The organism is Nonomuraea thailandensis (genome assembly GCF_024172165.1).
GTDB lineage: Bacteria > Actinomycetota > Actinomycetes > Streptosporangiales > Streptosporangiaceae > Nonomuraea > Nonomuraea thailandensis.
This window is the reverse complement of sequence record NZ_JAMZEB010000002.1, coordinates 2,067,411-2,092,444: the sequence shown is the minus strand read 5'-3', so window position 1 is coordinate 2,092,444 and position 25,034 is coordinate 2,067,411. Positions and strand designations below refer to the sequence as shown.

Annotated in this window: 21 protein-coding genes; 11 read left to right on the top strand and 10 right to left on the bottom strand. The window is 73.4% G+C overall.

Translation table 11 applies throughout. The annotated features are described in order from the left end of the window. The first annotated feature begins 29 nt into the window (after positions 1–29). The 3 genes from HD597_RS13580 (at position 30) to HD597_RS13570 (ending at position 3,417) form a co-directional block, all read left to right on the top strand. Entirely contained in the window at positions 30–1,484 is a 1,455-nt protein-coding gene (locus HD597_RS13580) for an AMP-binding protein (protein ID WP_253742388.1), read from the top strand. A gap of 92 nt (positions 1,485–1,576) precedes the next feature. Continuing rightward, entirely contained in the window at positions 1,577–3,133 is a 1,557-nt protein-coding gene (locus tag HD597_RS13575) for a choice-of-anchor I family protein (protein ID WP_253742387.1), read from the top strand. A 137-nt stretch (positions 3,134–3,270) separates the two neighbouring features. Then, entirely contained in the window at positions 3,271–3,417 is a 147-nt protein-coding gene (locus HD597_RS13570; RefSeq protein WP_253742386.1) for a hypothetical protein, read from the top strand. Between the two features lie 65 nt (positions 3,418–3,482). Here HD597_RS13570 and HD597_RS13565 read toward each other — a convergent pair whose 3' ends face one another. Then, positions 3,483–4,187, bottom strand: a complete 705-nt coding sequence (locus HD597_RS13565) for a S1 family peptidase (protein ID WP_253742385.1) — start codon at positions 4,185–4,187, stop codon at positions 3,483–3,485. Positions 4,188–4,302: 115 nt separating this feature from the next. Here HD597_RS13565 and HD597_RS13560 point away from each other — a divergent pair, with 115 nt between their 5' ends. Further along, positions 4,303–5,577 carry a PP2C family protein-serine/threonine phosphatase gene (locus HD597_RS13560; RefSeq protein ID WP_253742384.1) on the top strand — a complete coding sequence of 425 codons (1,275 nt, stop codon included), beginning with the start codon at positions 4,303–4,305 and terminating at the stop codon, positions 5,575–5,577. A gap of 54 nt (positions 5,578–5,631) precedes the next feature. Here HD597_RS13560 and HD597_RS13555 read toward each other — a convergent pair whose 3' ends face one another. Genes HD597_RS13555 through HD597_RS13535 form a run of 5 tightly spaced genes read right to left on the bottom strand, consistent with a single transcriptional unit; the run spans position 5,632 to position 13,013 of the window. After that, positions 5,632–6,402 carry an ABC transporter permease gene (locus HD597_RS13555; protein ID WP_253742383.1) on the bottom strand — a complete coding sequence of 257 codons (771 nt, stop codon included), beginning with the start codon at positions 6,400–6,402 and terminating at the stop codon, positions 5,632–5,634. A 47-nt stretch (positions 6,403–6,449) separates the two neighbouring features. Further along, positions 6,450–9,986 carry a hypothetical protein gene (locus HD597_RS13550; protein WP_253742382.1) on the bottom strand — a complete coding sequence of 1,179 codons (3,537 nt, stop codon included), beginning with the start codon at positions 9,984–9,986 and terminating at the stop codon, positions 6,450–6,452. After that, the gene (locus tag HD597_RS13545) at positions 9,983–10,795 is read right to left on the bottom strand and encodes a carbohydrate ABC transporter permease (RefSeq protein ID WP_253742381.1); all 813 of its coding nucleotides are present in this window, start codon (positions 10,793–10,795) and stop codon (positions 9,983–9,985) included. Before HD597_RS13545 ends, HD597_RS13550 begins: the two co-directional genes overlap by 4 nt. After that, the gene (locus tag HD597_RS13540) at positions 10,792–11,706 is read right to left on the bottom strand and encodes a carbohydrate ABC transporter permease (RefSeq protein ID WP_253742380.1); all 915 of its coding nucleotides are present in this window, start codon (positions 11,704–11,706) and stop codon (positions 10,792–10,794) included. The genes HD597_RS13545 and HD597_RS13540 overlap by 4 nt, the downstream gene beginning before the upstream one ends. Continuing rightward, positions 11,703–13,013, bottom strand: a complete 1,311-nt coding sequence (locus tag HD597_RS13535; protein ID WP_253742379.1) for an extracellular solute-binding protein — start codon at positions 13,011–13,013, stop codon at positions 11,703–11,705. The genes HD597_RS13540 and HD597_RS13535 overlap by 4 nt, the downstream gene beginning before the upstream one ends. Positions 13,014–13,217: 204 nt before the next feature. Between HD597_RS13535 and HD597_RS13530 the strand changes: the two genes are divergently transcribed. The 4 genes from HD597_RS13530 (at position 13,218) to HD597_RS13515 (ending at position 18,015) form a co-directional block, all read left to right on the top strand. Continuing rightward, a complete protein-coding gene (locus HD597_RS13530; RefSeq protein WP_253742378.1) occupies positions 13,218–14,003 on the top strand; it encodes a DeoR/GlpR family DNA-binding transcription regulator in 786 nt (261 codons plus the stop codon). 92 nt (positions 14,004–14,095) lie between these two features. Further along, positions 14,096–15,667: an alkaline phosphatase D family protein gene (locus HD597_RS13525; RefSeq protein WP_253742377.1), complete on the top strand. Its 1,572-nt coding sequence runs from the start codon at positions 14,096–14,098 to the stop codon at positions 15,665–15,667. Positions 15,668–15,680: 13 nt separating this feature from the next. Beyond that, entirely contained in the window at positions 15,681–16,571 is an 891-nt protein-coding gene (locus HD597_RS13520; protein ID WP_253742376.1) for a discoidin domain-containing protein, read from the top strand. A 19-nt stretch (positions 16,572–16,590) separates the two neighbouring features. Further along, the gene (locus HD597_RS13515; protein WP_253742375.1) at positions 16,591–18,015 is read left to right on the top strand and encodes an L-fucose/L-arabinose isomerase family protein; all 1,425 of its coding nucleotides are present in this window, start codon (positions 16,591–16,593) and stop codon (positions 18,013–18,015) included. Between the two features lie 9 nt (positions 18,016–18,024). Here HD597_RS13515 and HD597_RS13510 read toward each other — a convergent pair whose 3' ends face one another. Further along, complete coding sequence (locus HD597_RS13510) at positions 18,025–18,633, bottom strand: hypothetical protein (protein WP_253742374.1); 609 nt, start codon at positions 18,631–18,633, stop codon at positions 18,025–18,027. A gap of 112 nt (positions 18,634–18,745) precedes the next feature. On the opposite strand from HD597_RS13510, the gene HD597_RS13505 reads away from it, so the two are divergent. Then, positions 18,746–19,651, top strand: a complete 906-nt coding sequence (locus tag HD597_RS13505) for an alpha/beta hydrolase family protein (RefSeq protein ID WP_253742373.1) — start codon at positions 18,746–18,748, stop codon at positions 19,649–19,651. A 16-nt stretch (positions 19,652–19,667) separates the two neighbouring features. On the opposite strand, the gene HD597_RS13500 is transcribed toward HD597_RS13505, so the two are convergent. Further along, positions 19,668–20,348, bottom strand: a complete 681-nt coding sequence (locus HD597_RS13500) for a helix-turn-helix transcriptional regulator (protein WP_253742372.1) — start codon at positions 20,346–20,348, stop codon at positions 19,668–19,670. A gap of 66 nt (positions 20,349–20,414) precedes the next feature. On the opposite strand from HD597_RS13500, the gene HD597_RS13495 reads away from it, so the two are divergent. Beyond that, positions 20,415–20,906 carry a carboxymuconolactone decarboxylase family protein gene (locus HD597_RS13495; RefSeq protein ID WP_253742371.1) on the top strand — a complete coding sequence of 164 codons (492 nt, stop codon included), beginning with the start codon at positions 20,415–20,417 and terminating at the stop codon, positions 20,904–20,906. Between the two features lie 84 nt (positions 20,907–20,990). Here HD597_RS13495 and HD597_RS13490 read toward each other — a convergent pair whose 3' ends face one another. Beyond that, complete coding sequence (locus tag HD597_RS13490; RefSeq protein ID WP_253742370.1) at positions 20,991–22,598, bottom strand: ADP-ribosyltransferase domain-containing protein; 1,608 nt, start codon at positions 22,596–22,598, stop codon at positions 20,991–20,993. 177 nt (positions 22,599–22,775) lie between these two features. Here HD597_RS13490 and HD597_RS13485 point away from each other — a divergent pair, with 177 nt between their 5' ends. Further along, a complete protein-coding gene (locus HD597_RS13485) occupies positions 22,776–23,447 on the top strand; it encodes a macro domain-containing protein (protein WP_253742369.1) in 672 nt (223 codons plus the stop codon). A gap of 179 nt (positions 23,448–23,626) precedes the next feature. Here the strand turns inward: HD597_RS13485 and HD597_RS13480 are convergent, their stop codons facing one another. Next, the gene (locus HD597_RS13480) at positions 23,627–24,988 is read right to left on the bottom strand and encodes an NAD(P)/FAD-dependent oxidoreductase (protein ID WP_253742368.1); all 1,362 of its coding nucleotides are present in this window, start codon (positions 24,986–24,988) and stop codon (positions 23,627–23,629) included. Positions 24,989–25,034 lie beyond the last annotated feature (46 nt).

The following is a 25,034-nucleotide window of genomic DNA, read 5'->3' as shown; positions in this document are numbered from 1 at the left end:
GGCTGCATCGTATGCCCAGGAGGATCGCGTTGTGGGATGACTACGACCAGGTGACCTTCCAGGTCGTGATCAACGCCCGCGGGCGGCAGTCCGCCTGGCCGGTGACGGCGCCGCTGCCGCCCGGCTGGACCGCGAAGGGCTTCACGGGCTCGCGGCGCGCGTGCCTGGAGGAGATCGGCGCCAGGTGGCAGGACCCGCCGCTCGACGACGGGTGGCAGGGCGGCACGGGCGGCGGCCGGGCCACGGGCGCCAGCGCGCTGCGCGGGCCCTTGCGCGCGGTGCCCGACACGTCCATGACCGCGCTGATCAGGGCGCAGGACCTGCCGCGCGACCGGCTGGCCGCGCGGTGCGGCACGGAGCGGGTGACGCGGGGCGAGCTGCTGGACGCCGCCGCCGCGTGGGCGCGCGTCCTGGTGGAGGCCGGATGCGGGCCGGAGGCGCCGGTCGCGGTGGTGCTGCCGCGCGGCGTCGAGGCGCTGGTGGCGATCGTGGCGGTGCTGGAGGCCGGCGGCGCGTACGTCCCGCTCTCGTGCGACGACCCGCCGGAGCGCCTGCGGGCGATCCTGGCCGACTGCGGCGCCGCGGTCACCGTGACCACCGTCGAGCTGGCGGAGCGGTTACGCGGGCACGGCGGCACCGTGCTGACGCCGTCGGACCTGAGACGGCGGGCCGGCTCCGCCGGCTCGCCGGTGGCCACGCCGCACCGGGCGTCGGCCGCGAGCCTGGCCTGCGTCCTCTACCCCTCCCGCTCGGACGGCGAGCCGATGGGCGTCGAGGGCACGCACCGGCAGCTCGTCAACCACGCCCTCTGGTGCCGTACGGCCTTCGCCCACCACCCGGGCGAGGTCACCTTCCTCAGCACCTCGCTGTTCCTCCCCGGCTCCCTGACCACGATCTTCACCCCGCTGCTGGCCGGCTGGCCCATCGTCATCGCTCCGGACGGCGCGACGGCCGACGCGCTGCTGGAGCTGTCGGGCACGGCCGCGGGCGGGCTGCTGGAGCTGACGCCCGCGCAGGTGCGCGTGATCACCGCCCGCGGCGTCCCGGGCGGCGGCCTGGCAAGGCAGCTCATGGTGGGCGGCGAGCCGCTGGCCTTCGGCCCCGAGCTGCGGGAGTGGATGCGGGCCGACCCCGACCGCGTGGTGGTCAACCACTACGGGGCTGCCGGGACGCACGGCTGCTTCTGCCACTGGCTGACGGGCGGCGAGGAGCTGGGCAGCACGGTGCCGGTCGGCAGGCCGATCGACAACGTCGAGGCCTACATCGTGGACCGCCACTGCGCGCTCGTCGAGGTGGGCGAGGTGGGCGAGCTGCTCGTCGGCGGGCCGTCGATCGGCCGCGGCTACCGCGGCCGGCCGATGCCGACCGCCGAGCGCTGGATCCCGCACCCGTGGGGCGACGGCGCCACGCTGCTGCGGACCGGTGACCTGGCGCGCCTGGAGCCCGACGGCGCCGTGACGGTCGTGGGCCGCGCCGGCCGGTAGGCCCGCGGGCGGCCACGCTGTTCATGTCCGATGCCGCCGCCGGTCATCCGGGCTTGGACCGGCGTTCATGAAAGATCACGACACTCCGCCACATGCACATCAAGACCCCGATTTGTCTGGCAGCGGCGAGTTTGTCGGTATTCGCCATGCTCACTCCCGCCTCCGCCTCCACCAAGCCGTCCGGCCTCGAGCTCTCCCTGCTCGGCCGCTACTCCGCCGGCGCCGTCGGGGCCGGGGCGGCGGAGATCACCGCGTACGACGCGAGGACCCGGCGCGTGTTCGTCGTCAACGCGGAGCAGGACACCGTGGACGTGCTCGACCTCCGCGATCCCCGCGCCCCGCGCAAGGTGACCACGCTCGCCACCCCCGGCGCCAACAGCGTGGCCGTGCACGACGGGCTGGTGGCCGTCGCGCAGCAGGCGGCCGGCAAGACGGGCGCGGGCAGCGTGGCGTTCTTCGACGCCCGCACCGGCGCCAAGAAGCGGCAGGTCACGGTGGGGGCGCTGCCCGACATGCTGACCTTCACCGCCGACGGGCGGCAGGTCGTCGTGGCGAACGAGGGCGAGGCGGCCTCGTACTGCGCCGGCGCCGTGGACGACCCGGAGGGGTCGGTCAGCGTGATCGACGTGCGGCGCGGCACCGTGCGCACCGCCGGGTTCCAGGCGTGGAACGGCAAGGAGGACGCGCTGCGCGCCAAGGGCGTGCGGATCAGCGGGCCGGGCGCGAGCGCGGCGCAGGACCTGGAGCCCGAGTACATCACCACCGACGGCGGCACCGCCTGGGTCACCCTCCAGGAGAACAACGCGCTGGCCGTCGTGGACCTGGCCAGGGCCACGGTGCGCGACATCGTGCCGCTCGGCCTCAAGGACCACGCGCAGCCGGCCGGCGCGCTGGACGCCTCGGACCGCGACGGCAAGATCGACATCCGCCCGCACCCGGTCAAGGGCGTGTACATGCCCGACGCGATCGCCCACTTCCGCGACCGCGGGCGCACGTACCTGGTGACCGCCAACGAGGGCGACAGCCGCGACTGGGAGTGCCACAGCGACGAGGTGCGGGTCAAGGACGCCGACCTGGCGCCGTCCGCGTTCCCGAACGCCGTGGAGCTGAAGAAGGACGCCGAGCTGGGCCGGCTGACCGTCCTGGCCGACTCGCCGAAGGACGCCGAGGGCAGGTACACGGAGCTGCGCGCGTTCGGCGGGCGGTCCGTCTCGGTGCGCGCCGCCGACGGCTCGCTGGTCTGGGACTCCGGCAACGAGCTGGAGCGGCTCGTCGCGCGCGAGCTGCCCGGCCGGTTCAACGCCGACAACGAGGAGAACGACTCCTTCGACTCCCGCAGCGACAACAAGGGCCCCGAGCCCGAGGGCGTCACGGTCGGGCAGGTACGGGGCCGCACGTACGCGTTCGCCGGCCTGGAGCGAGTGGGCGGCGTCGTCGCCTACGACCTGTCGGACCCGCGCCGCCCCCGCCTGGCCGGCTACGTCAACACCCGCGACTTCGCCGGCGACGTCGAGGCCGGCACGGCCGGGGACGTCGGCCCCGAGGGGGTGCTGTTCATCGACGCGCACGACAGCCCGACGCGCTCCCCGCTGCTGGTGGTGGGCAACGAGGTGAGCGGCACGACCGCCGTGTACGAGATCAGGTCGTAGCTCCGGATCCCCTTTCGAGGAGGACGAGCGCCTGGGTGACGCGAACGTGCTGTGGACCGCGCAGATCGACCGGGTCCCGGCGATCGCCCGCGCGGCGGCCCACGCCCGCGGCCGGCACCGGGCGTGGCTGGAGCGCGGTGGAACGCCTCCTCCAGGAGCCCTCCTACCAGCGCGAGGCCCGGCGGATGGCCGCCGAGATCGCCGCCGAGACGGCCACCGACCGGGCCGTGGCCGAGCTGGAGGCCCTCGCGGAAGGGACGCCGGCCCCGCGGCTCGGGCCGTGACCAGCGGCTCGGGCCGTGACTCGCGGCTCAGGCCGTGACTTGTTGCTCAGGCCGTGACTTGTTGCTCAAGCCGTGATCAGCGTGAGCCCGTAGGCGGACAGCGCCTCCCCCACCGGCTGGAAGTAGGTGGACCCGCCGGTGGCACAACTGCCCGTGCCGCCGGACGTGATGCCCTGCGCCTGGTCGCCGGAGAGGAACGGCGCGCCCCACGTGCCCGGCTCCGGGCACACACTGGTGCGCACCAGGCCGGTGACGGTGCCCTCGGGGTAGGTGACGGTGACGTTGCGCTGCTGGACCGTACCGCAGTGCCAGCCGGTGGCCGGCCCGGCCCGGCACACGGGCGAGCCGACGGCGGCGGGCGCCGAGCCGCGCACGGGGCGTTCGACGCCGTGGGCCACCACGGCGCCGCGCGGTGTCCAGCCGGGGTGGAGCGACACCCAGGCGTAGTCGTCGTTCGGGTAGGAGGAGGCTTCGAAGACGCCGATCGGCGTGCCGCCGTAACCGGTCAGGGCGATGTCGCCCCGCCGGCCGCAGCGCCCCGCGGTGAGGAACCCGCCGGTGGTGCCGCGCCGCACGGTGAACGCCACCGTGCAGCGTCCCTTGCCCTCCACCACGAAGGTGTCGCCACCACGGATGTCGCCGTACGCGGCGGGCGCGGGGTCGCCCCGTGCGGCGTCGGGCGCGGGGTCGGCCCGTGCGGCGTCGGGTGGGGCGCCGAGGACGAGGGCGGCGGTCAGGGCGAGCGTGGCGGCCGGGCGGAAGAACCTCATGAGAACCTCCCGCGGCCACCGTAACCGCCCCGCGCCGCCTCCGGCCCTACCACTTGAGCCGGGGGCACGGCGATATGACCGTACGAGTGATGACCCGGACCGTTACGTTAGGTACATGACCGCTCACGATAGCGGCTCGGCGGAGGCGCGTGCGGCGATGTTCGGCGCGCTGATCTCCGCGAGCCACACGTCCACCCTGGAGCAGATCCCCGGCCTGGTGGCCGAGCAGGCCGCCCGGGTGGGCCTGTCCGACGTGGTGATCTATCTGGCGGACCTGCAGCAGGAGGTGCTGTCACCGCTGATCTCCCGGCCCGCGCCGGCCGGGGCGCGCGAGAGCGGCGAGATCTGCATCGAGGGCACGGTGGCGGGCCGCGCGTTCCAGCACGGCAGGATCCTGCCCGCCTCGGTACGCGACCCGCGCCGATGGTGGGTGCCGCTGGTGGACGGCACCGACCGGCTCGGCGTCCTGCGGATCGGCGCACCGGAAGCCGACCCCGAAACCCTGCGGGACATGGAGCGCCTGGCCGGGCTGGTGGCCCTGCTCGTGGTCTCCAAGCGGCCGCTCAGCGACACCTACGCCAGGCTGGTGCGGCGCAGGCGGATGAGCGTGTCGGCGGAGATGGAGTGGCGGCTCATGCCGCAGCGCACGTTCGCCACCGACCGGTTCGTGATCAGCGCGGTGATGGAGCCCGCGTACGACGTCAGCGGCGACGTGTACGACTACGCCCTGGAGGGGTGTACCGCCCATCTGGCCATCTTCGACGCGATGGGGCACGACACCGCCGCCGGCCTGACCGCCAACCTCGCCCTGACGACTCTGCGCAACAGCCGCCACGAGGGAGAAGGGCTCGTCCGGGCGGCGAACCGGATCGACGAGGCGCTCATGGGGCAGTTCGGCGGCGAACGGTTCGCCACCGGCGTCCTGGCCGCCCTGGACATCTCCAACGGCGAGCTGGCCTGGGTCAACTGCGGCCACCACCCGCCCGTGATCGTCCGCAGGCGCGCCACCATCGAGCTCGACTGCGACCCGGCGCCGCCCGCGGGCACCGGCCTGCACCTGCCGGTGACGGAGTGTCACGCCCAGCTCCAGCCCGGGGACCGGCTGCTGCTCTACACCGACGGCATCACCGAGGCGCGCAACCGCCACGGCGAGGAGTTCGGCATGGAACGGTTCGCCGACTTCCTCATCCGGCACCAGGCGGACGAGCTGCCGGTGCCCGAGACGTTGCGGCGGCTGATCCACCACCACCTCGACTACCACGAGCGCCGGCTCCACGACGACGCCACCGTCCTGCTCGTCGAATGGCCCGGCACCCCGTACACCAGGAAGGAGGCCGAGGCCCTGACCGGCGTGCCCGAAGCCTTCGACACCCCGCCTCCCGGCTCCTAGCCCGGGCGCGTCACCGGCGTCCCGGCTGCCGGCCCCGGCGGTGCGCGGGCGGCGTCACCGCTGATCGGCGGCCGGTGGGGTGAAGCGGCCGCGGGCGACGAGCTCGACCGTGACCACGGTGGCGACGGCCTCGGCGGCCAGCAGCGCCACCAGCACCACGAGCTGGACGATGCCCGCCTCGATCGGGCTCGCCCCGCCGAGCAGCACCCCCACGAACGCCCCGGGCAGCGTGACCAGCCCCACGGTCCTCGTCTGGTCCAGGGCCGGCACCAGAGCCCCCGCGGCGGACGGCCGGCAGATCTCCATGGCCGCGTCCCGGGGCATGAACCCCAGCGCCAGGGCCGCCTCCACCTCTCCCCTGCGCTGCCGCAGCTCCTCCACCGCGCGCCGGCCCGCGAGCGCGGTGGCCGTCAGGCAGCCGCCCAGCAGGATCCCCGCGATCGGGATGATCACGATCCCGGACAGGGGCGTCACGCCGCTGCCCGCCAGGACCGCCAGCACGGGGGCGGTGCCCGCCGCGATCGGCAGCCCCGCCCACCACCATCCGGGCCCGCCCGCGGTGACGCGCCGGCCGGCGGTGAAGGCGGCGACGCCGTACATGAGCAGGATGAAGCCCGTCACCGCCGCGGAGTACGCGACCACCCAGGCGATCACCACGGACACGGCGCCGAGCTGCAGCGCGGCCCGCAGGCACGCCGTCACGACGGCCCTGCCGTGCCCCAGCCGCCCCAGCCACGCCACCGCGCCGCCCAGCGCGGCCAGCAGGAGGACGATCACGGGCAGCAGCGGGGTGACGGCGATCATGGACGAGGAGGACGAGGACACGGCAGCAGTCTGGCGGAGTCCCCGGGGCCACGCCGCCCCGGGGGCCGCTAAGCGATCATCCGCAGGCGGACGGGGCCGAACAGTCCGGTGGCGCGCTGGCCGGCGAAGACGAAGTGGGTGGGGCTGACCTCGTCCAGGTAGGGGGCCAGGGTGCCGAGGACGAGGATCTCGACGAGGTTGTCGCCGTCGTCCAGCTCGACGTCGAACACGTACGGGGAGCAGACGCGCACGCCGCAGGGCCGGCCGTTGACGCTCACCTCGGCGCTGCCCCTGACCCGGCCCAGGTCCAGCAGGCCTGGCCCGGAGGCGGCGGACACCGTGGTCCGGTAGCGCACGCCGCCGCTGTACCCGGCCAGCCCCTGCTCCTCCCAGTCGCCCAGCCGCATCCGGCCGGGCCCGCAGGTGAACCGGACGGGTCCGGTGAGGGCCGCACCGCCCTGCGCGCCAGGCTCGGTGTGCAGGACGAGCTCGATCGGCGCCGTACGCGCTGGGGGCTCGACCGGGCCGGCGGCCGGCACGGGCTCGGCCGCCCCGGTGCCCGGTGCGGGCTCGGCCGGGCCGGTGCGGGCTGCGGGCTCGACCGGCCATCGCACGTCGTACCGGCACCGGGCGTTCACCTCGACGCCGGTCGTTCCGGGGGGCGGGTCGAGCAGGAAGTGCTCGGTGCGCGGGCGGGCACCGGGGACCGCGAACCCGGCGGGCAGGGCGACGGGGCCGCCGTCCAGCCAGCCCGCCTCCGGCAGCGGGTGCGGCCGGGGCAGCAGCCACAGCGCGGCCGGGTCCCCGTGCTGACGCCGCCGTACGCGGGGCGCGGGCGACCAGCCGGGCCCGGAGACCGCGATGCCGTCCACCAGCACGTCTCCGCCGGATTCGACGCGTACGGTGTTGGGCCCCTCGCGCAGGAGGTGGGTGACGTCGTAGCGGCGCACGCGCGGGATGTCCGCCTCCGCGTACGGGTCGAAACCACCCTGCCTGCCCGCTTCGACGCCGTTCACCAGCACCCGGCAGAACGCGGTGGACGCCACCTGCAGCAAGGCGGGCCGTCCGGCCTCGGGCACGTGGACGACCGTCTCCAGCGGCGTGCCCGCGATCCACTCCGGGCGGATCGCGTCGGCGGGGTCGGCCACCAGGCAGGCGTACGCCCGCAGGTCGTGCTCCTCCTCCGGCACCAGCACCAGCTCCAGCAGGTGCTCGCCGGGCGTGAGCGGCGAACGCGCGACGGCGCAGTAGCCGCGGTCGTCGAGCGGTCGCTCCGCCCCGTCGATCCGGAGCGTCTTGGCCGCGCCGGCGCCGAGGGCGAGCCAGGCGCCGCCCGCCGGGACGGTGACGACCGTGCGGAAGCGGGCCTCCGCCCCCGCCGCGACCCGCCCGAAGGCCAGGAACTCGACCGGCACCCGCCCCTTGGGCCCGAGCGTCTCCCGGTGCACGGGGTCCTTGCGCAGCCCGCGCGAGGCCGACCAGACGGAAGGCGTCCACGGCCCGTCGCCGACCCGCTGCTCGCCGCGCGGCCCGAACGTCACGTCCACCGGCTCGCCGTCCGGCGTCCGCAACGTCCAGCACTCGACGCCGCCGCCATCGGTGCCGAAGTCGGACCAGGTGTCGTCCAGGGTGGGAACCAGCTCGACGTCCCATGCGTCGCCCAGATCGTGCTCCACCGGGTACGCGGGCCGCGGCGCGGGCTCGGCGTCGGTGCCGTCGAACGCCAGCAGCGCGGCGGGCCCGTCGTCGAAGGGCACGACCACCCGTACGGTGTCGCCCTCCCGGGTGTGCGGCAGCGGCACGGGGTCGCCGCCGGCGAAGGGGCGCAGCAGCAGCGGCGTGCCGCTGACGCCTCTCACGGTGACCGGCATCTCGCGGGCGTACCGGGCGGGCTCGAAGTCGATGACGGCGTCCAGCCAGCCCAGGTCCACGCCGCGTTCCTCGGGCCGGCCGACGTGGATGCGGCTGGCCATGGGGAAGGCCGCGGGCAGGAACACCAGCGTGGTCTCGCCGTGCTCGCGCACCAGCGCGGGCCCGGGCGCCTCGACCCGCCGCTCCAGCCCTTCCAGCGCCTCCCCCACCCGATCGGCGGAGGCCACGAAGCGCGCGCCCGCTACGGCAGCGGCCACGCCCGGCCCCGTAGCGCCCGGTTCCGGCGCGCCGACCGCGACGAGCAGCCCCCCGTGCTCGGCGAACTCCGCGAGCCGGGCGGCGACGTCCTCGTCCAGGGTCGTGACGGCGGGCAGGATGATCGCCCGGTAGGCCTCGGTGGCGACGGTCAGCCGCCCGTCCTTGACGACCGCGCGCCGCACCGAGTCCTCGTCGATGACGTCCGCGTCGAGCCCGAGCCGATCCAGCACCCCGGGCGAGGTGGCGAACCAGGCTATGTCGCCCACCAGCTCCCGGTACACCTCCTGCGCCCGCACCGCGGCCGCGTCGGCCTGCCCGTCGGCCCCGACGCCGGCCTGGGCGGTGGCGGTGGGCAGGAGGACGGCCACGTCGCAGGCGTGCCGGCCGAGCGACAGCGCCGCGCACAGCCGGGTGACCGCCTCGGCGAAGACCCGGTGGTGCCGCCAGTACGGCTGCCGCCAGTCGGTGGACGGCGGCGCCCACTCCCACCAGCCGCGCTTGGTCGTGTAGTAGACGGCGTGCGGGTTGTAGAGGGTGGCCCCGGCCCGCAGCCACGGCAGCAGCCAGTCGAACGTCTCCTCCAGCGTGCCGCCCCACCCGCTGGAGTGGAACGCCTCGATCCAGGTGCGCGGCCGCCCGTACAGGTGGGCGAGGGAGGAGTGCAGGCGGGCGTCGCCGTGGTGGTCGGAGCCGGGCGCGCCGAACCACCGGTGGGTGCGCGGGTAGTCGGCGTACAGCCGCACCCCGTCCACGGGATGCCCGCCGCGGGCCGGGTCCTGCTGGTCGCAGCCGTGCACCAGGCCGTGGCGTTCGTGCCACTCGGCCAGCGGCCGGAAGAACGCCTCCTCGGCCAGCTCGGCCCGGGTGAGCTGGTAGGCCCGCCGGTCCTCCGGCGAGTACGGCCGCCCCCTGCGTGCCAGGTGCTCCTCGGCGAAGCGGGCGGACCAGGTGGGCAGGGTCGGCAGCTCGTCCTGGAACGACCCGGCGATCACCTTGCCGAACCAGTGCCCGAGCCGCCGTTCGAACTCGCCGTGCACGCGGTCCAGCAGCACCGCGCACGCCTCGCGCGAGAGGTAGTCGAAGCCCCGCAGGCCGACCGACCCGTCGGGGGCCAGCCACTGCCCGGCGAACTCGGGCCGCTCCTGCACCAGCCGCGCCTGAAGGTCGGCGCCGGAGAAGCCGAGCTGGTCGTAGAACCACAGGTACGCGCCCAGCTCGCGGGCGTCGGCGCACACCCCGTCCAGCAGCTCCCACCACGGATCGGACAGGAAGGGCGGGTCGTCGGCGCCGGCCCCGAACATCGGCCCCGAGGGGGCGAGGTTGAGGATGACCAGGTTGTGCACGCCCCCGGCGACCAGCCGCTCCATCTGCCAGCGCAGCCGGTCGCGGCGCAGCGGCTCGCCGCTCCACCACCAGATGGCGGCCGGCGAGTAGGCCCGCGGCGGCTCCCGGAAGACGTCGTAGATCTCGCTCATCCCTTGAGTCCGCTCGCGAAGCCCTTGATGACGTAACGCTGCAGCACCAGGAACACCAGCACGATGGGCAGCGCGCCGAGCACGAGCCCGGCGAAGACGAGGCCGTGCTGGGAGACGTACTGGCCGACGTAGGCGAACACGCTGACCGGGACCGTCTCGAAGCCGGACCCGCCGAGGTAGACCAGCGGGGTGAAGAAGTCGTTCCAGATGAAGACGGCGTTGAGGATCAGCACGGTGCCGGTGATGGGCCGCAGCAGCGGGAAGACCACGCGGGTGAACGCCTTCAGGTGCGAGGCGCCGTCGATCTGCGCGGCGCTGGCGTACTCGCGGGGCAGCGCCCGGATGAAGCCGGTGTAGAGGAAGACGGTGAAGGGGAGCTGGATGCCGGTGTAGAAGAGGATCATCCCGGCGTGCGTGCCGATCAGGCCCAGGTCGTTGACCAGCTCGTACAGGGGGATCATGCCGAGCTGGAAGGGCAGCACGATGCCCAGCAGGAAGAGCACGTACAGGCCGTAGCCGAGGCGGGTCTGGACGCGGGCCAGGAAGTAGGCGGCGAACGAGCCGAGCGCGATGAGCGCGACCAGACTGGCCGCGGTGATCACCGTGCTGTTGACGAGCGAGGGGCCGAGCGCCGCCGCCGACCAGGCGCTGGTGAAGTTGTCCAGGGTGGGCGGGTTCGGCGGGGCCAGCGGCGAGCGCGCGATCTGCCCGGGGTCCTTGAGGGCGAGCGAGATCAGCGTGTAGACGGGGAACAGGAACGCCACCGCCACCACGATCATGACGATCTCGAGCACGAACGTCCTTCTCACGCCGTCACCTCCCGGCTGCGCAGGTAGTAGACCTGGACGAGGGACACCGCGGCCACGAACAGCGCCAGCACCAGCGCGACGGCGGTGCTGTAGCCGAACTTGCCGAAGACGAACGCCTGCTTGTACAGGACCGTGGACAGCGTCTCGGTGGCGTAGCCGGGGCCGCCGTTGGTGGCGGCGAAGACCTGGTCGAACAGCTTGAGCCCGCCGATCGTGGAGAGCATCAGGTTGATCGTCAGGGCGGGGGCCAGCAGCGGCCAGGTGACGTAGCGGAAGCGCTGCACGGTGCCCGCGCCGTCGATCATGGCGGCCTCGTGCAGCTCGCGCGGCACGCCTTCGAGCCCGGCCAGGAAGATGACCATGGAGTAGCCGGCGTTCTGCCACACGACCATGCCGGCGATCGACCAGAGCGCGATCGACGGGTCGCCGAGCCAGTCCACCTCCAGGCCCAGCAGCCCGTTGAGACCGGCCGACGGGTCGGGGTTGTAGATGTACTTCCACAGGAAGGCCACCATGACGGGGCTGACGACGACGGGCGCGAAGAAGACGACGCGCAGCAGGGCGCGGCTCTTGAGCTTGACGTGCACGCCGAGCGCGAGCAGCAGCCCGACGCCGTTCTGCACCACCACGATGGCCACGGTGAGCAGCAGGGTGTTGCCGATGGAGCCCATGGCCTGCTCGTCGGCCAGCAGGGTGCGGAAGTTCTCCAGGCCGACGAAGGACATGTCGCGGCCGATGCCGCTCCAGTCGGTGAAGGCGTAGATCACGCCGGCCACGGCCGGGTACAGCACGATCAGCGCGTACACGGCCAGGGCGGGCGCGGCGAACAGCCAGGAGGGGGAGGCCGCGGAGAAGCGCCGCCGCCGCCGGACGTGCGCGGGGCGGGCGCGGCCCGCGGTTACGGGAGTCACTTGCGGTACGCCTCGTCCATCTTCTTCAGCGCCTCGTCGATCGTGGAGTCGCCGGCCAGCAACTCCTGGACGACCGCGAAGTGCACGGGCTGGACCTCGGCGTTCGGCCAGCGCTGGTCCATGAACGGCACGGCGCGGTCCTTGGTGAAGGGCAGGAACGACTGGACGGCCGGGTCGATCGTGGAACTGGCGTCCTGGGTGAGCGGGATGGCGGCGATGGCCTTGGCCCAGGCGTTGAGGTTCTCCTGGCGGCCGAGGAAGTCGATGAACGCCTTGGCCTGCTCGGCGTTGCGGCCCTTGGCCGAGGCGCCGAGCCCGACGACGACGCCGGCCGGGATCCACACCTGGTTCGCGTCGTCGGCTCCCGGCAGGGGGAACATCGACAGGTCGTCGGGCGAGGAGGCGGCCTTGCGGAAGTCGGGCAGGACGGCGGAGACCTGGATGGCCATGGCGGCCTTGCCGGTGGCCACCATGGAGGTCTGCTGCTCGAACGTGGTGCCGTTCGGCTTGTCGTTGAAGTAGCCGCGTTTCTGCAGCTCCAGGTACATCTCCATGGCCTGGTGCCAGCCGGAGCCGGCGAAGGTGGCCTGCCCCGCGAGCTGCTTGTCGTCGAAGGTGGGGTCCTTGGCGTAGACGGTGGAGGGCACCAGCGCGTACGTGATGAGCTGGGTGACCCACGGCGTCTGGGCGCCCAGGGCGATGGGCGTCACCCCGGCCTTCTTCAGCTTGTCGCACACGGCCAGGAACTCGCTCCACGTGGTGGGCGGCGCGTCGATCCCGGCCTGCTGGAAGACCTTCTTGTTGTAGACGGCGCCGATGACCGACGACCCGGCCGAGAACAGGTAGGTCTTGCCGTCGAGCTGGAAGGCGGGCTTGAACCCGGCGGGGATCGTCTGCGTCCAGGGCTGCGCGGACAGGTCGGCCAGCAGCCCGGCCTGGGCGATCTGGGTCATCGACATCGCGCTGCCGTTGCCGGGGTAGACGACGTGCAGGTCGGGGGCGTTGCCCGCGCCGAGCTGGGTGCGCAGGGAGGTCTGCACCTGGTCGGTGGGGGCGTAGGACGCGGTCAGCCGGACGGTGGGCGTGGCCTTGGCGTAGGCGGCGGCCAGCTCGTCCATCGGCGTCTTCTGGTCGGCCACGCCGATGAACTTGAGCTCGGTGGTGGCCCCGCCGCCGCCACCGGTGGTGGCGGTGGTCTCCGGCCTGGTGGAGCAGGCCGTGGTGGCGAGGGTGGCCGCGGCCAGACCGCCCATCATGCGCAGGAACTGGCCGCGGCTGACCCTGGCGTGGTGCAGCAGGTCGGTCATGTCGCTGTCTCCTCGGTCGTGCGAAGTGCTGAGATCCCCCGAGAGCGCCCGGCGATCACAGGGCCGGACGCAATGCGAACGTTTTAATGATTGTTAAATTAACAGTCAAACGTGTTAAAAGTAGCGGTGGGTGGAGGGTACGAGTCGCCCGAGCGGGGTGTCAAGGGTAGGATGCGCAGCCGTCCGAACAGGGTGGAGACATTGGTGAATTCGCGTCAGCACACCTCCAGCAGGTCCACGCGATGGCAGGGCATGGCCGAGCACATCGTGCGCCAGGGCTCCGCCTCCGTGACCGAGCTCGCCGAGAGCTTCGGCGTGAGCCTGATGACCGTCCACCGCGACCTCGACGAGCTCGAGCGCCAGGGCATGGTGCGGAAGGTCAGGGGCGGCGCCACCGCCCAGGCCAGCAACGTCTGGGAGAGCAACATCGCCTACCGGCTCAAGGCCCACACGGCGGAGAAGGACGCGATCGCCAGGGTGGTGGCCGGCCTGATCGAGCCGGGCAGCTCGGTGATGCTCGACGACTCGACGACGGCTCTGGCCGTCGCCCGCCACCTGGGCGAGCTGGCCCCGCTGACCGTCGTGACGAACTTCCTGGAGGCGATCAGGCTGCTGGCCGCCGAGCGCGACCTCCGTCTCATCGCGCTGGGCGGTGAATATCACGCGACCCATGACTCGTTTCTCGGGCTCGGCTGCGTGGACGCGGTCGAGGCGGTGAACGTCGACCTGGTGGTGGTGTCCACCTCGGCGGTCACCGAGCAGTACGCCTACCACCAGGAGCAGGAGATCGTGCTGGTCAAGCGGGCGATGTTGCGCTCGGGATCGCGGCGGGTGCTGGCCGTGGACGGCTCCAAGCTGGCCCGCGTGGCGCTGCACCGGGTGGCGCCGCTGGACGACTTCGACGTGGTGGTGGTGGACGCGAACGCGCCGGCGGAGCTGCTCCAGCGGCTCCGGGACTCCCACGGGGACATCCGCGTGGCCGAGATGTAACGCCGAGAGGCGTTATTTGTAACTTGTATCTTGTTAAGAGCGTGCCTGCTTGCTAGAAAGTGAGGGCTTCGTCCCCCAGCTTAGGAAGCAGCATGCCGCACCCTTCACGCCGGGGCTTCCTCGGCTTAGGCAGCGCCGCCTTCGCCCTGGCCTTCACCACCGACCTGGCCGACCCCTGGACCGCGCCCGCCGCGGCCAGGACGGCCGACTACCCCTTCCAGCTCGGCGTCGCCTCCGGCGACCCGCTCCCCGACCGGGTGATCCTCTGGACGCGCCTGGCCCCCAAGCCGCTGGAGCCGCTCGGCGGCCTGCCGTTCAACCGCATCCGGGTGGACTGGGAGATCGCCGAGGACGAGGGTTTCGCCCGCCGCGTCCGCTCCGGCTCGGCCTGGGCCACGCCGGAGTACGGCCACTCCGTGCACGTGGACGCCAAGGGCCTGCGGCCCGGCCGCGAGTACTTCTACCGTTTCCGCTCCGGCGGCGAGCTCAGCCCCGCCGGCCGCACCAAGACCGCGCCGGCGCCGCGCAGCAGCCCCGACGCGCTGCGCCTGGCGTTCGCGTCGTGCGCCTCCTGGCAGGACGGCTACTACACCGCCTACCGCCACCTCGCCGACGAGAACCCCGACGTGGTCTTCCACCTGGGCGACTACATCTACGAGTACGGCATCGTCCCGATGGGCGGCAACCGCAACACCCCGGTGCCCGAGCAGTTCCGGGTGCAGTGCGACACGCTCGACCGCTACCGCGTGCAGTACGGCCTCTACAAGAGCGACCCCGACCTCCAGGCCGCGCACCAGCGCGCGCCGTGGATCGTCACCTGGGACGACCACGAGGTGCTCGACAACTGGGCCGGCCGCTTCGGCCCCGGCGGGGAGGTGACCGAGCAGGACTACCTGGTCATCCGCGCCAACGCCTTCCGCGCCTTCTGGGAGAACATGCCGGTCCGCGTCCCCTCCATGGAGGGCCCCGACGCGCGCATCTACCGCCGGTTCACCTTCGGCGACCTGGCCGAGTTCAACGTGCTCGACACCCGGCAGTACCGCGACGACCAGGTCTGCGGCGACGGCCAGCAGGTCGACTGCGCCGACCGGCTGGACCCGGCACGGCAGATGCTCGGCGCCGAGCAGGAGGCGTGGCTGCTCGAAGGCCTCGGCGCCTCCCGCGCCAAGTGGAACGTGCTGGCCCAGCAGATCGCCATGATGCAGCTCGACTACGACCCCGGCCCGGCTCAGCGGCTCAGCATGGACCTGTGGGACGGCTACAAGTCCGCCAAGGACCGCCTGCTCACCGGCATGGTCGAGCGCCAGGTGAGCAACCCGGTGGTGCTGACCGGCGACATCCACTACAACCTCGCCGGCGACCTCAGGACGAACTTCGACGACCCCGCCTCGCCCGCCGTCGGCGTCGAGTTCGTCTGCACCTCGATCAGCAGCGGCGGCAACGGCAACCCGAACACGGGCGTGCCGCCCGGCGGCTCCGACCCGGCCAACCCGCACCTGCGCTTCTCCAGCTACCAGCGCGGCTACGTCTCCTGCGAGGTCACCCGCGGCCAGTGGCGCTCGGACTTCAAGGTCGTCCCGTACGTGGACCGTCCAGGCGCTCCCGTCTCCACCCGCGCCAGCCTGGTCGCCCTCGACGGCGCGCCCGGCCTTCAGGTGCTCTAGGAAGGAGCCGATCATGCGTGTACTCGCCGCCGCCCTGGCCGTCGCCGCCACCGTGACCACCACCGCGGGCGCCCTCGACCCCGAGCCGCCCCCGCAGACGGCGTCGGTCAAGGTCGAGCCGGGCGTCTCCAAGGGCACCGGCAGGCTCACCCCGGTCGCCGGCGCGGACAGGCTCGTCGCGCCGCTCGGGGTGGACCCGGCCTGTCCCGCCAAGCTCAGGATCGGCATGCGCAGCGACGCGCGCAAGGCCGCGTACGCCACCATGAGGGTGGAGCTGGACCCGCCGCTGACGTCCTCCCGCGCGATGCTGACCAGCTACCTCCCGCCCGGCTACCAGGTCGGCGCGAACCTGCTGGTCGCCGTCCCGCCCGGCACCGCGCAGGGCACGTACGGCCTGCGCCTGCGCACCCCGGACCGCACGCTGGAGGTGCCGGTCGAGGTCGTGCCCGTGGACGGCCTCGACAACGGCGGCAACCTGGCCCTGCGCCGCCCCGTCACCGCCTCCTCCCAGCACACCAACGCCAACTACCCGCCGTGCAGCGTCGCCGACGGCGACCGCTCGTCCAACGGCTGGGCCGGCGGCAACGGCTGGAACGACGCCACCGCCAGGGCCTGGCCCGACACGCTGTCCATCGCGCTGGGCGGAGCCCGGCAGGTCTCCCGCGTGGACGTCTACACCCTGGACACCGAGCGCTACCCGGCCTCCAGGTACGGCGTGCGCGACTGGGACGTGCAGGCCCAGGTGGGCGGGCAGTGGCAGACGGTCGCGCAGGTGCGCGGCAACACCGCCGGAACGGCCCGCTCGGACTTCGCCCCCGTCACCGCGGACGCCGTCCGCATCGTCGCGCTGGCCTCGAACGGCGCGAACGACTACACGCGCGTCATCGAGGTCGAAGTGCGCTGACACTCATGAGGAGAAACCCGTGAACGACTTCCCCCGCATCACCCCGCCCCGCGTCAAGGTGGGCCTGGTCGCCGGCGGGCTGGGCGCCTACTGGCCGCAGTTCCCCGACCTGCTGCCCCAGCTCCAGCGCTCCGCCGAGCGGGTCTCGGAGCGCATGCGCGGCTTCGACGCGGAGATCGTGGACGTCGGCTTCATCTCCGACGCCCGCGAGGGGGACGAGGCGGCCGAGAAGCTGCGGGCCGCCGGCTGCGACCTGATCGTCGGGTTCCTGACGACGTACATGACGGCCACCATGCTGGTGCCGATCGCGCAGCGCAGCGGCGCGCCCGTGCTGCTGATCAACCTGCAGCCCACGGAGTCGATGGACCACGCCACCTTCGACACCGGCCAGTGGCTGGCCTACTGCGGCGCCTGCCCGCTGCCCGAGATGGCCAACGCCTTCGCCCGCTGCGGCATCCCGTTCCGCTCGGTCTCCGGCTACCTGGAGGACGAGCGGGCCTGGGAGCGGATCGGCCGCTGGATCCGGGCGGCGGGCGTGCGCGCCACGCTGCGCCACGGCCGGCACGGCCTGATGGGGCACCTCTACCCGGGCATGCTGGACGTGGCCACCGACCTGACGCTGGTGAGCGCCAACTTCGGCGGTCACGTGGAGGTGCTGGAGTTCGACGACCTGCGCGTGCGCACGGAGAAGGTCTCCGACGCCGAGACGGGCGAGCGGGTGAAGCTGGCGCGGGAGGTGTTCGAGCTGGCCGACTCGGTGAACGAGGAGGACCTGGCGTGGGCGGCCCGCGTGTCGGTGGGCCTGGACCGCCTCGTGGAGGACTTCGGGCTGGACAGCCTGGCCTACTACCACCGCGGCCTGGACGGCGAGGTGCACGAACGGCTGGGCGCCGGCATGATCCTCGGCGCCTCCCTGCTCACGGCCCGGGGCATCCCGGCCGCCGGAGAGTACGAGCTGCGCACCTCGCTGGCCATGCTCATCATGGACCGGCTGGGCGGCGGCGGCTCGTTCACCGAGCTGCAGGCGCTCGACTTCGCCCGCGGTCACGTCGAGATGGGCCACGACGGCCCCGCGCACCTGGCGATCAGCTCGCACCGGCCGCTGCTGCGCGGGCTGGGCGTCTACCACGGCAAACGCGGCTGGGGCGTGTCGGTGGAGTTCGACGTCAAGCGCGGCCCGGTGACCGCGTTCGGGCTGCGGCAGGCCAGGGACGGGAGCTTCGGCTTCGTCGTGTCGGAGGGCGAGGTCGTGGCGGGGCCGCTGCTGCAGATCGGGAACACCACCTCCCGGGTCGACTTCGGCTGCGACCCCGGCGAGTGGACGGACGCGTGGAGCGCCTCCGGCATCTCGCACCACTGGGCCCTGGGCACCGGGCGCCGCCTGGCCGACCTGCGGGCAGTGGCCGACCTGCTGGGGGTGGAGGTGACGCACGTCCAGCCCTGAGCCCTCCTCTCATGATCGCGGCCCGTGACCGGCCGGCTCCTGCGCCGGCGAGGTCACCACGAGGGCCGCGATCAGGACGGCCTCCCCCGCGTTGCCCAGGATGGGCACCGCGACGGCCGCGCCCGCGCTCGCCAGCAGCGCGGCGGCGCCCGCGGCGAGCCAGGGCGTCCGCCGGCGCACCCACAGCACGATCCCCGCGGCCAGCAGGACCACCGTGGTGGCCAGCGCCGCGACCGGTGGCCCCGGCGGGTCGGCGGAGACGAGCCGCAGGGTGCCCGCCCACCATCGCGGCTCCAGCCGCAGCTCCGCCAGGGCCACAACGTCCCAGACGATCAGCGCCCCGGCCAGGGCCCAGGCCGCGGCGAGGAGCCCACGGCGCGTCAGGGCGGCGGCGTGCACGATGAGCAGCGGGGTCAGGACGGCGTGAGCGGCGAACCGGCCGGTGCTGAGCACGTCCAGGGCCGGCCCTTCGCCGGTCAGCGCCCCGGCTCCGATGACCGCCGAGTCGTAGGCGACGCCCACCGCGACCGCGAACGGGATCCACTGGCCGGATCGCGCCAGTCGCACGGCCAGGGCGGCCTGGATCAGGGCGAGCAGGCCGTACAGGGCAGGGATCACAGCGTCCTCCTTTGGCATTTGCCTAATTCCTACCGCCCAGTGTTGCCATAGGGGAACCGGCGTTTCCAATATTCGGGTGACAGTGTCCCCGTGTGAAAGCTGGTGAAGCGTCATGCGCTCCTGGCCGATCAGGATCTGCGCGGCTCTGCTGACTCCCCTGCTGCTCCTCGCCTCCGCCCCCGCCGGGGCCGCCGTCGATCTGTCGGCGCCGGGCTCGTACGCCGCCGGCTACGCCGACGTCAGCGTCTCGGCCGCGGGCCGCTCCTTCGGCGCGCGGGTCTACTATCCGGCCACCTCGGCGGGAAGCGGCACGGCCGTCGCCACCGGGCGGTTCCCGGCGGTGTCCTTCGGCCACGGGTTCTTCCAGAGCATCGGCAAGTACGCCTCGCTGGGCCGCCACTGGGCCTCGTGGGGCACCATCACGATCATGCCCACCTCGCAGGGCGGCCTGCTGCCCAGCCACAGCGCCTTCGCCGACGACCTGAACGCCGCGCTGACCTGGATCGTGGCGCAGAACACCACCAGCGGGTCGCGGTTCAACGACCACGTCCGCGCCGACCGGCTGGGCCTGTCAGGCCACTCGATGGGCGGCGGCGCCTCCGTGCTGGCGGCCGCGCGCAACGCGTCGGTGCGGACGGTGACGAACCTCGCCGCCGCCGAGACCAACCCGTCCGCCAGGGCCGCCGCCGCGGCCGTGACCGTCCCCGTGCAGTTCGTGGCCGGCGCGAACGACAGCGTCGCGGGCCCGTCCGGCCACCAGATCCCCATCTACAACGCCAAGCCGGCCCCCAAGCAGCTGCGCACGATCGTCGGCGGCTTCCACTGCGGCTTCACCGACTCCGGCGGGCTCGGCTGCGACGCCGGCTCGATCAGCCGGGCCGCCCAGCAGGCCCTCACCCGCCGGGTGACCACCGCCTGGCTGCTGTACTACCTGCACGACGACGCCTCGCACTACGACGCGGTCTGGGGCGCCCCCGCCAGGACGGATCCCGCCGTGCAGTTCCTCGGCGTGCAGTGACCGCACGCCGGCCCGGTCAGCCCGGATCCCCGGGCAGGCGCATGGCGGGCGGCTGCGGGTCCGGCGGGTGCAGGGCAGGCGGCCACACGCCGGGCACGAACAACCCGAGGACGAACGCCCGTCCCGCCAGCGCCGACCGGCTCTCGGCGCCCAGCTTCGCCCGCAACCGCGCCAGGTGGTAGTCCACCGCCTGGCGGGTCAGGTACAGCCGGCGGGCGATCTGCGCGTTCGAGGCGCCCACGGCGACCAGCCGCAGCACCTCCCCCTGCACCGGCCCCAGCACGGGTGCGGCGCGGGAGATCTCGTCCAGGACGGCCACGGCCCGCCAGGGCAGGCCGTCCGCGCGGTGTTCCACGGAGGCGCTGACGCGGGCGCTGATCACGGTTCCGTTCCGGCGGACCAGCCGCAACCGGGCCTGGTAGGTGTCCATCCGGCCCAGGGCCAGCATCCGCCAGTAGGGCCGCTGGGCCTCGATCTCGCCGGGCGCGAGCAGCTCCTCCGCCAGGACGTGGTCCAGTTCCTCGGCGGTGCGGGCCACCACGGCGCGGAAGGCGGGGTTGCTCTCCCTGATCCGGCCGAGCCCGTCGACGGCCGCTATGGGGATGCGGGCACGTTCGAAGTACACCTGATACCGGCCCTTCATGACCGCACCATAGATCTCCTCCCCCGCGCGGTCCATGTGCGCGCCTGCGGTCACCTTCCTTCTCCGCGATCCGTCAGAGCGGTGACACACCACTGAGAATCCGGAAGGGAACCTCCTGACATGACCACGACGACCACCGACCAGTCGCGCCTGCCCAACCCCGGCAAGCTCGTGCCCGAGCTCGGCGAGGTGGGCAAGGCGCTCTACAGGGCCGCGGGCAACGGCGCGATCCCGCGGACCACGATCAGCCTCGTGCAGCTGCGCGCCGGCCAGCTCGTCGCCAACACGTACCTGACCGTGCTGCACACGGGCAACCTCCGCGCGGCCGGGGAGCCGGAGGAGCGCATCACCGCCGTGGCGTCCTGGCGCGACGCGCCGTACTTCACCGGCGCGGAGCGGGCCGCGCTGGCGCTGGTGGAGGCCGTGCTCACGCCGAACCCGGCCGGTCAGCGCGTCCCCGACGAGCTGTACGCCGAGGCGTCCGCGCACTACGACGACAAGGCGCTCGCCACTCTGTGCATGGCGATCGGCCAGGTCTGCTTCTTCATCCCCCTGGCCCTCATCGGCAGGCCGCTGCCCGGCGTGGCGCCCACCGAGCAGTGGCGGGACTGACGCGCGGGCGAACCCGGGCGGATCCGCTCACCCAGGGCGGATCCGCTCAAGCGGGACGAATCCCCCCAGGCAGGGCGGATCCGCTCAGGCCACCAGGGGCTGCTCGTCCAGCTCGGTCAGCGTCACGGTGCACAGCCCGCCGCGCTCGGCCCGCACGCCGGTCACCTCCAGCTGCGTGCCGGGCGCGAGGATGAACTCCTCCTCACCGGTGAACGCGGAGAACCTGCGGATCCCCACGGCCCTCCTCGGGCGCACCTCGAACAGCGTCCGCTTGCCGCGCCGCCCGAGGAACGCCTGCGCCACGCCGAGCTCCGACGTGCAGGAGGACACGCCCCACCACGTCACCGTCCGGCCGGGCGGGTACTGCGCCCGCAGGTCCAGCGACACCCCGCGCCACAGCGGCTCCGTACGGGCCGGCAGGCGCGACACCGCCGAGAACAGCAGCCGCAGGTACGGCAGGTAGGGCACGATCCGGCTGCGGTCGGGGTTGCGCAGGGTGGCGTTGATCTGGCGGTAGAAGGCCGATTCGCAGGTGTAGAGGTACAGGGCCGCGATCTCGTCGGCGGACAGGCCCGAGGTGGCGGCGGCGGGCAGGCTCTCACCGAACCGGTACGACTGCTCCACGTGCCGGTCGAGCCCGGACAACAGCTTGGCCACCGGGGCGACGGACTCGCGGAAGGGCATCAGCGGGCTGCCGAACACCCCGCTGATCGCCGGCAGCACCAGGCCCTCGTCCTTGACGCCGGCGAGCCGTTCCAGGTAGAGCTTGTGCAGCTCCATCGTCGAGGTGATGAACGCGCCCATGCGGTCGGCCGTGTCCGCGTCGGCCCCGCCGTTCCGGCCGGCGTCGTTCCAGCCCTTGCCGGGCAGCCAGTCGATCCCGTCGGCGCCGAGCGCGTCGAGCGCCGCGTTGACGTGGGCGAAGTGCTCGCCGTCGCAGAAGATGTCGCCCTGCGCCGCCGGGTTGGGGTGGTCGATGTGCCGGACCTCGACCTCGGGATACTTGCGCTGCAGCCGGAGCACGACCTCCTTGAGGCTGCGGGCGTGCACGCCCCACCACGCGAACACCACGCCGCGGTCCTGCTCGCCGGCGCTCTGCTTGGCCCGAAGGATCTCCTCGACGATCCGCTCGACGACCGGCCGCCAGAACGCCGTGTGCTGGTCGGTGGCCATGGCCCTGTCGCTGCTGGCGGTGAGGGCCGCGTTCAGCAGCAGCACGCCCTGCGTGAGCATCGCCTGGAACCACTCCGGCGGCTGCACGGTGTCGTGCTGCTTCAGCAGCGCGCGGATGTCGGCGATCGGCGTCTTCTTCGGGATGCCGTGCTTCCACATCGCCGCCGCCTTGATGATGCAGCGGATCGACACGGTCTTGCCGAACTGGCTGTCGGCCCAGTCGTGGAAGGTGTTGTCGAACATCGCGATGCCGGTCGCGCTCTCGGCCCGCGGATACGGGTTCTGGCCGAAGACGACGACCTTCCACTTGTGCGGCGGGTTGGGCTTGAGCGCCTGGAAGGTCAGCTCCCGCACGGGCACGACGCTGGGCCCGCGGTTCGCGCCGATGAACGTGGCCGCGGCCGGGTGCGCCTTGATGACCGGCTTCAGCAGCGGCAGCCAGGGCTCCCCGCCGCCGTCGAAGAGCTCGGCCAGGGCCAGCGGGTCGTTCGGGTCGGCGGGGGTGTTGTCGTCGCTCATGGTCGGCTTTCGGGTCGGACACAAGATCGGATTGGGGGGAATTGTGCCGCATGTGGTCCGCCGGCGCGACGTCGAGACGGAGATCGTCCGGGCCTCCTGCCAAGATCCGGAACTGTCGGTGCCGCGCGGTATCTTCGTGGCCTCTTGGAAGATCCGTACCACGCCCGGAGTGAGTTCATGACCCTCAAGCACGCGCAGCCGCCTCTCAAGGTCGTCCTGGTCGACGTCAACACGCAGGTGGTGCAGGAGTGGCTGGCGGCCTTCGCCGACACCCCCGAGGTCGAGATCCACAAGGGCTCGCTCCTCGACCAGCGCGTCGACGCCTGGGTCAGCCCCACCAACGCGCGCGGCCGCATGGACGGCGGCGTCGACGCGGCCGTCAAGCGCCACCTCGGCGCGGGCATCCAGCTCCGCGTCCAGCGGGCGATCCGCGACCGGTTCGGCGGCTCCCTGCCGGTGGGCAGCGCCGTGTGCGTGCCGTCGGGGGCGACCAACCCGCGCTTCCTGATCTCCACGCCGACCATGGTGCAGTCGGCGCAGGACGTCAGCGAGACGCTCAACGTGGCGATGGCCTGCGCGGCCGCCTTCCAGGCCGTCCACATGCAGAACGAGCGCGAGCCGGGCAGCATCGGGTCGGTCGCGCTGGTCGGCATGGGCGCGGCTACGGGCAAGGTGCCGCCGCGGGTGTGCGCCAACCTGATGTGGACCGGCTACACGCTCTTCAACGACCACTCCTTCGGCGACTACGACGAGCTGCGCGCCACGATCCGCGAGCAGCTCGACGACATCGACGACCGGCCGCAGGAGCGCGTCCGCATCAAGCCCCCCACCACCCGCTCCCGCGCCTGACGCCCCCACCCGGCACACCCGCCGGCCCGCACGGCAGGCGCCGCAAGGCGTCCGGCGCCGCAGGGCAGGCGCCGCAAGGCGTCCGGCGCCGCAGGGCCGACGCGAACAGTGGCGTCAGGCGAGCGGCGTCGTGAGGCGGGCGGTGCGGTGAGGCGGGTGGTGGCGTTCTCAGGCGGAGGTCAGCGTTGCCGGGTGCGGGCGGGCGGTGGTCCGCCGGCCAGCAGTCGCCGGGCCTCCGAGCGGTGGCCGGCGAGCTCGGCGAGGGCCTCGCCGGATGCCCGGGCGATGGCCGCACGCCCGCCGGCGCCGCCGAGCAGGGCGCGGGCGGTGGCCTTGAGCAGGCCGGGCAGGGCCAGGGTCTCACGGGGGTCGCGGAGGCGGGAGTAGACGTCGAGGACGCGGCGGACGCCGTCCGGCCCCTCGGTCAGCGCCCGCAGCAGCTCGAACTGCACGTGCGCCAGGCCGTCCCCCCGCCCGAGCAGGTTCGTCCAGTGGTAGGTGTGCACGCACTGCGCGTCGCGCGTGCGCTCCCACGCCCGGGTGGCCCGGTCGAGCGCCGCGGGATCGTCGAGCACGTCCGCGACCCGCTCCCCCAGCAGCCGCCCGAACCGTACGGCGTCGCGGATGCCCTGCGCCGTGACGGGATCCTTGAAGTGCCCCGCGTCACCGACCAGCGCCCACCCGGGGCCGGCCGAGCGGCGGAAGTACGACGGGTGCTCGGCGGAGCTGACGATCCTCGTCTGCCGGGCGCAGCCCTCCAGCCGCTCCGCCAGCCCGGGGACGAGCCCCACGGTCCGGTCGAACTCCGCCTCCAGGTTGCCGCGGAAGTCGGCCGCCCGCTCGACCGGCGGCATCAGCAGCACCAGCGTCAGCCCCGCGTCGCAGGGGAAGGCGTTGCCGAGCTCGCGGCCGGTCAGCCACATCGCGGCGGTGGTGCGCCAGCCGTCGTGCGGGTCGTCGTAGTAGGCGTAGTAGCAGGCCCGCCCGTTGGCGTGGGCGATGCGCGGGCGCTCGGCGCCGGCCAGGCGGGCGACGGTCGAGCGGCGGCCGTCCGCGCCGACGACCAGGCGGGCGCGGATCTCGTACTCCTGGCTCCCCTGCGTGCTCTGGTCGCGGACGCGGACGCCGGCGGCGCGGCCGTTCTCCCAGATCAGCCCGGTGACGCGATGGCCCTGCCTGATCTCGGCGCCGGCCTCCAGCGCGGTCTCGGCCAGCGCCTCGTCGAGGGGCGCGCGCCGGACGCACAGGCCGTAGTCGATGCCGTCGACCGGGGTGTAGGTGCCGGCCGCCGCGTGGCCCGGGCCGCCGATGAAGGCGCGGGAGAGGCGCGGGGCGCCGATCTTGGCGACGCGGTCGAGCGCGCCGATGCGCGCCAGCTCGGCGACGCCGCCGGCGAACAGCAGGTGGGTGGAGACGGTGGTGGCGGGGAACCGCGCCGGATCCACCGCGATCACCCGGCGCCCCGCCGCGGCGAGGGTGGCGGCCACCGCCGCGCCCGCGCAGCGTGCCCCGGCGATGACGACGTCGGCCCGCTCGGCCATCGGTCCACCTCCCGCTAACCGACGCGGATGTCGGTTACCAGGGACG

What these genes read in the sequence shown, in the direction of transcription:
- HD597_RS13575 (WP_253742387.1), top strand. Translation starts at nt 1,577, where the DNA reads ATGCACATCAAGACCCCGATTTGTCTGGCAGCGGCGAGTTTGTCGGTA.
- HD597_RS13565 (WP_253742385.1), bottom strand. Translation starts at nt 4,187, where the DNA reads ATGAGGTTCTTCCGCCCGGCCGCCACGCTCGCCCTGACCGCCGCCCTC.
- HD597_RS13560 (WP_253742384.1), top strand. Translation starts at nt 4,303, where the DNA reads ATGACCGCTCACGATAGCGGCTCGGCGGAGGCGCGTGCGGCGATGTTC.
- HD597_RS13550 (WP_253742382.1), bottom strand. Translation starts at nt 9,986, where the DNA reads ATGAGCGAGATCTACGACGTCTTCCGGGAGCCGCCGCGGGCCTACTCG.
- HD597_RS13535 (WP_253742379.1), bottom strand. Translation starts at nt 13,013, where the DNA reads ATGACCGACCTGCTGCACCACGCCAGGGTCAGCCGCGGCCAGTTCCTG.
- HD597_RS13525 (WP_253742377.1), top strand. Translation starts at nt 14,096, where the DNA reads ATGCCGCACCCTTCACGCCGGGGCTTCCTCGGCTTAGGCAGCGCCGCC.
- HD597_RS13520 (WP_253742376.1), top strand. Translation starts at nt 15,681, where the DNA reads ATGCGTGTACTCGCCGCCGCCCTGGCCGTCGCCGCCACCGTGACCACC.
- HD597_RS13505 (WP_253742373.1), top strand. Translation starts at nt 18,746, where the DNA reads ATGCGCTCCTGGCCGATCAGGATCTGCGCGGCTCTGCTGACTCCCCTG.
- HD597_RS13495 (WP_253742371.1), top strand. Translation starts at nt 20,415, where the DNA reads ATGACCACGACGACCACCGACCAGTCGCGCCTGCCCAACCCCGGCAAG.
- HD597_RS13490 (WP_253742370.1), bottom strand. Translation starts at nt 22,598, where the DNA reads ATGAGCGACGACAACACCCCCGCCGACCCGAACGACCCGCTGGCCCTG.
- HD597_RS13485 (WP_253742369.1), top strand. Translation starts at nt 22,776, where the DNA reads ATGACCCTCAAGCACGCGCAGCCGCCTCTCAAGGTCGTCCTGGTCGAC.
- HD597_RS13480 (WP_253742368.1), bottom strand. Translation starts at nt 24,988, where the DNA reads ATGGCCGAGCGGGCCGACGTCGTCATCGCCGGGGCACGCTGCGCGGGC.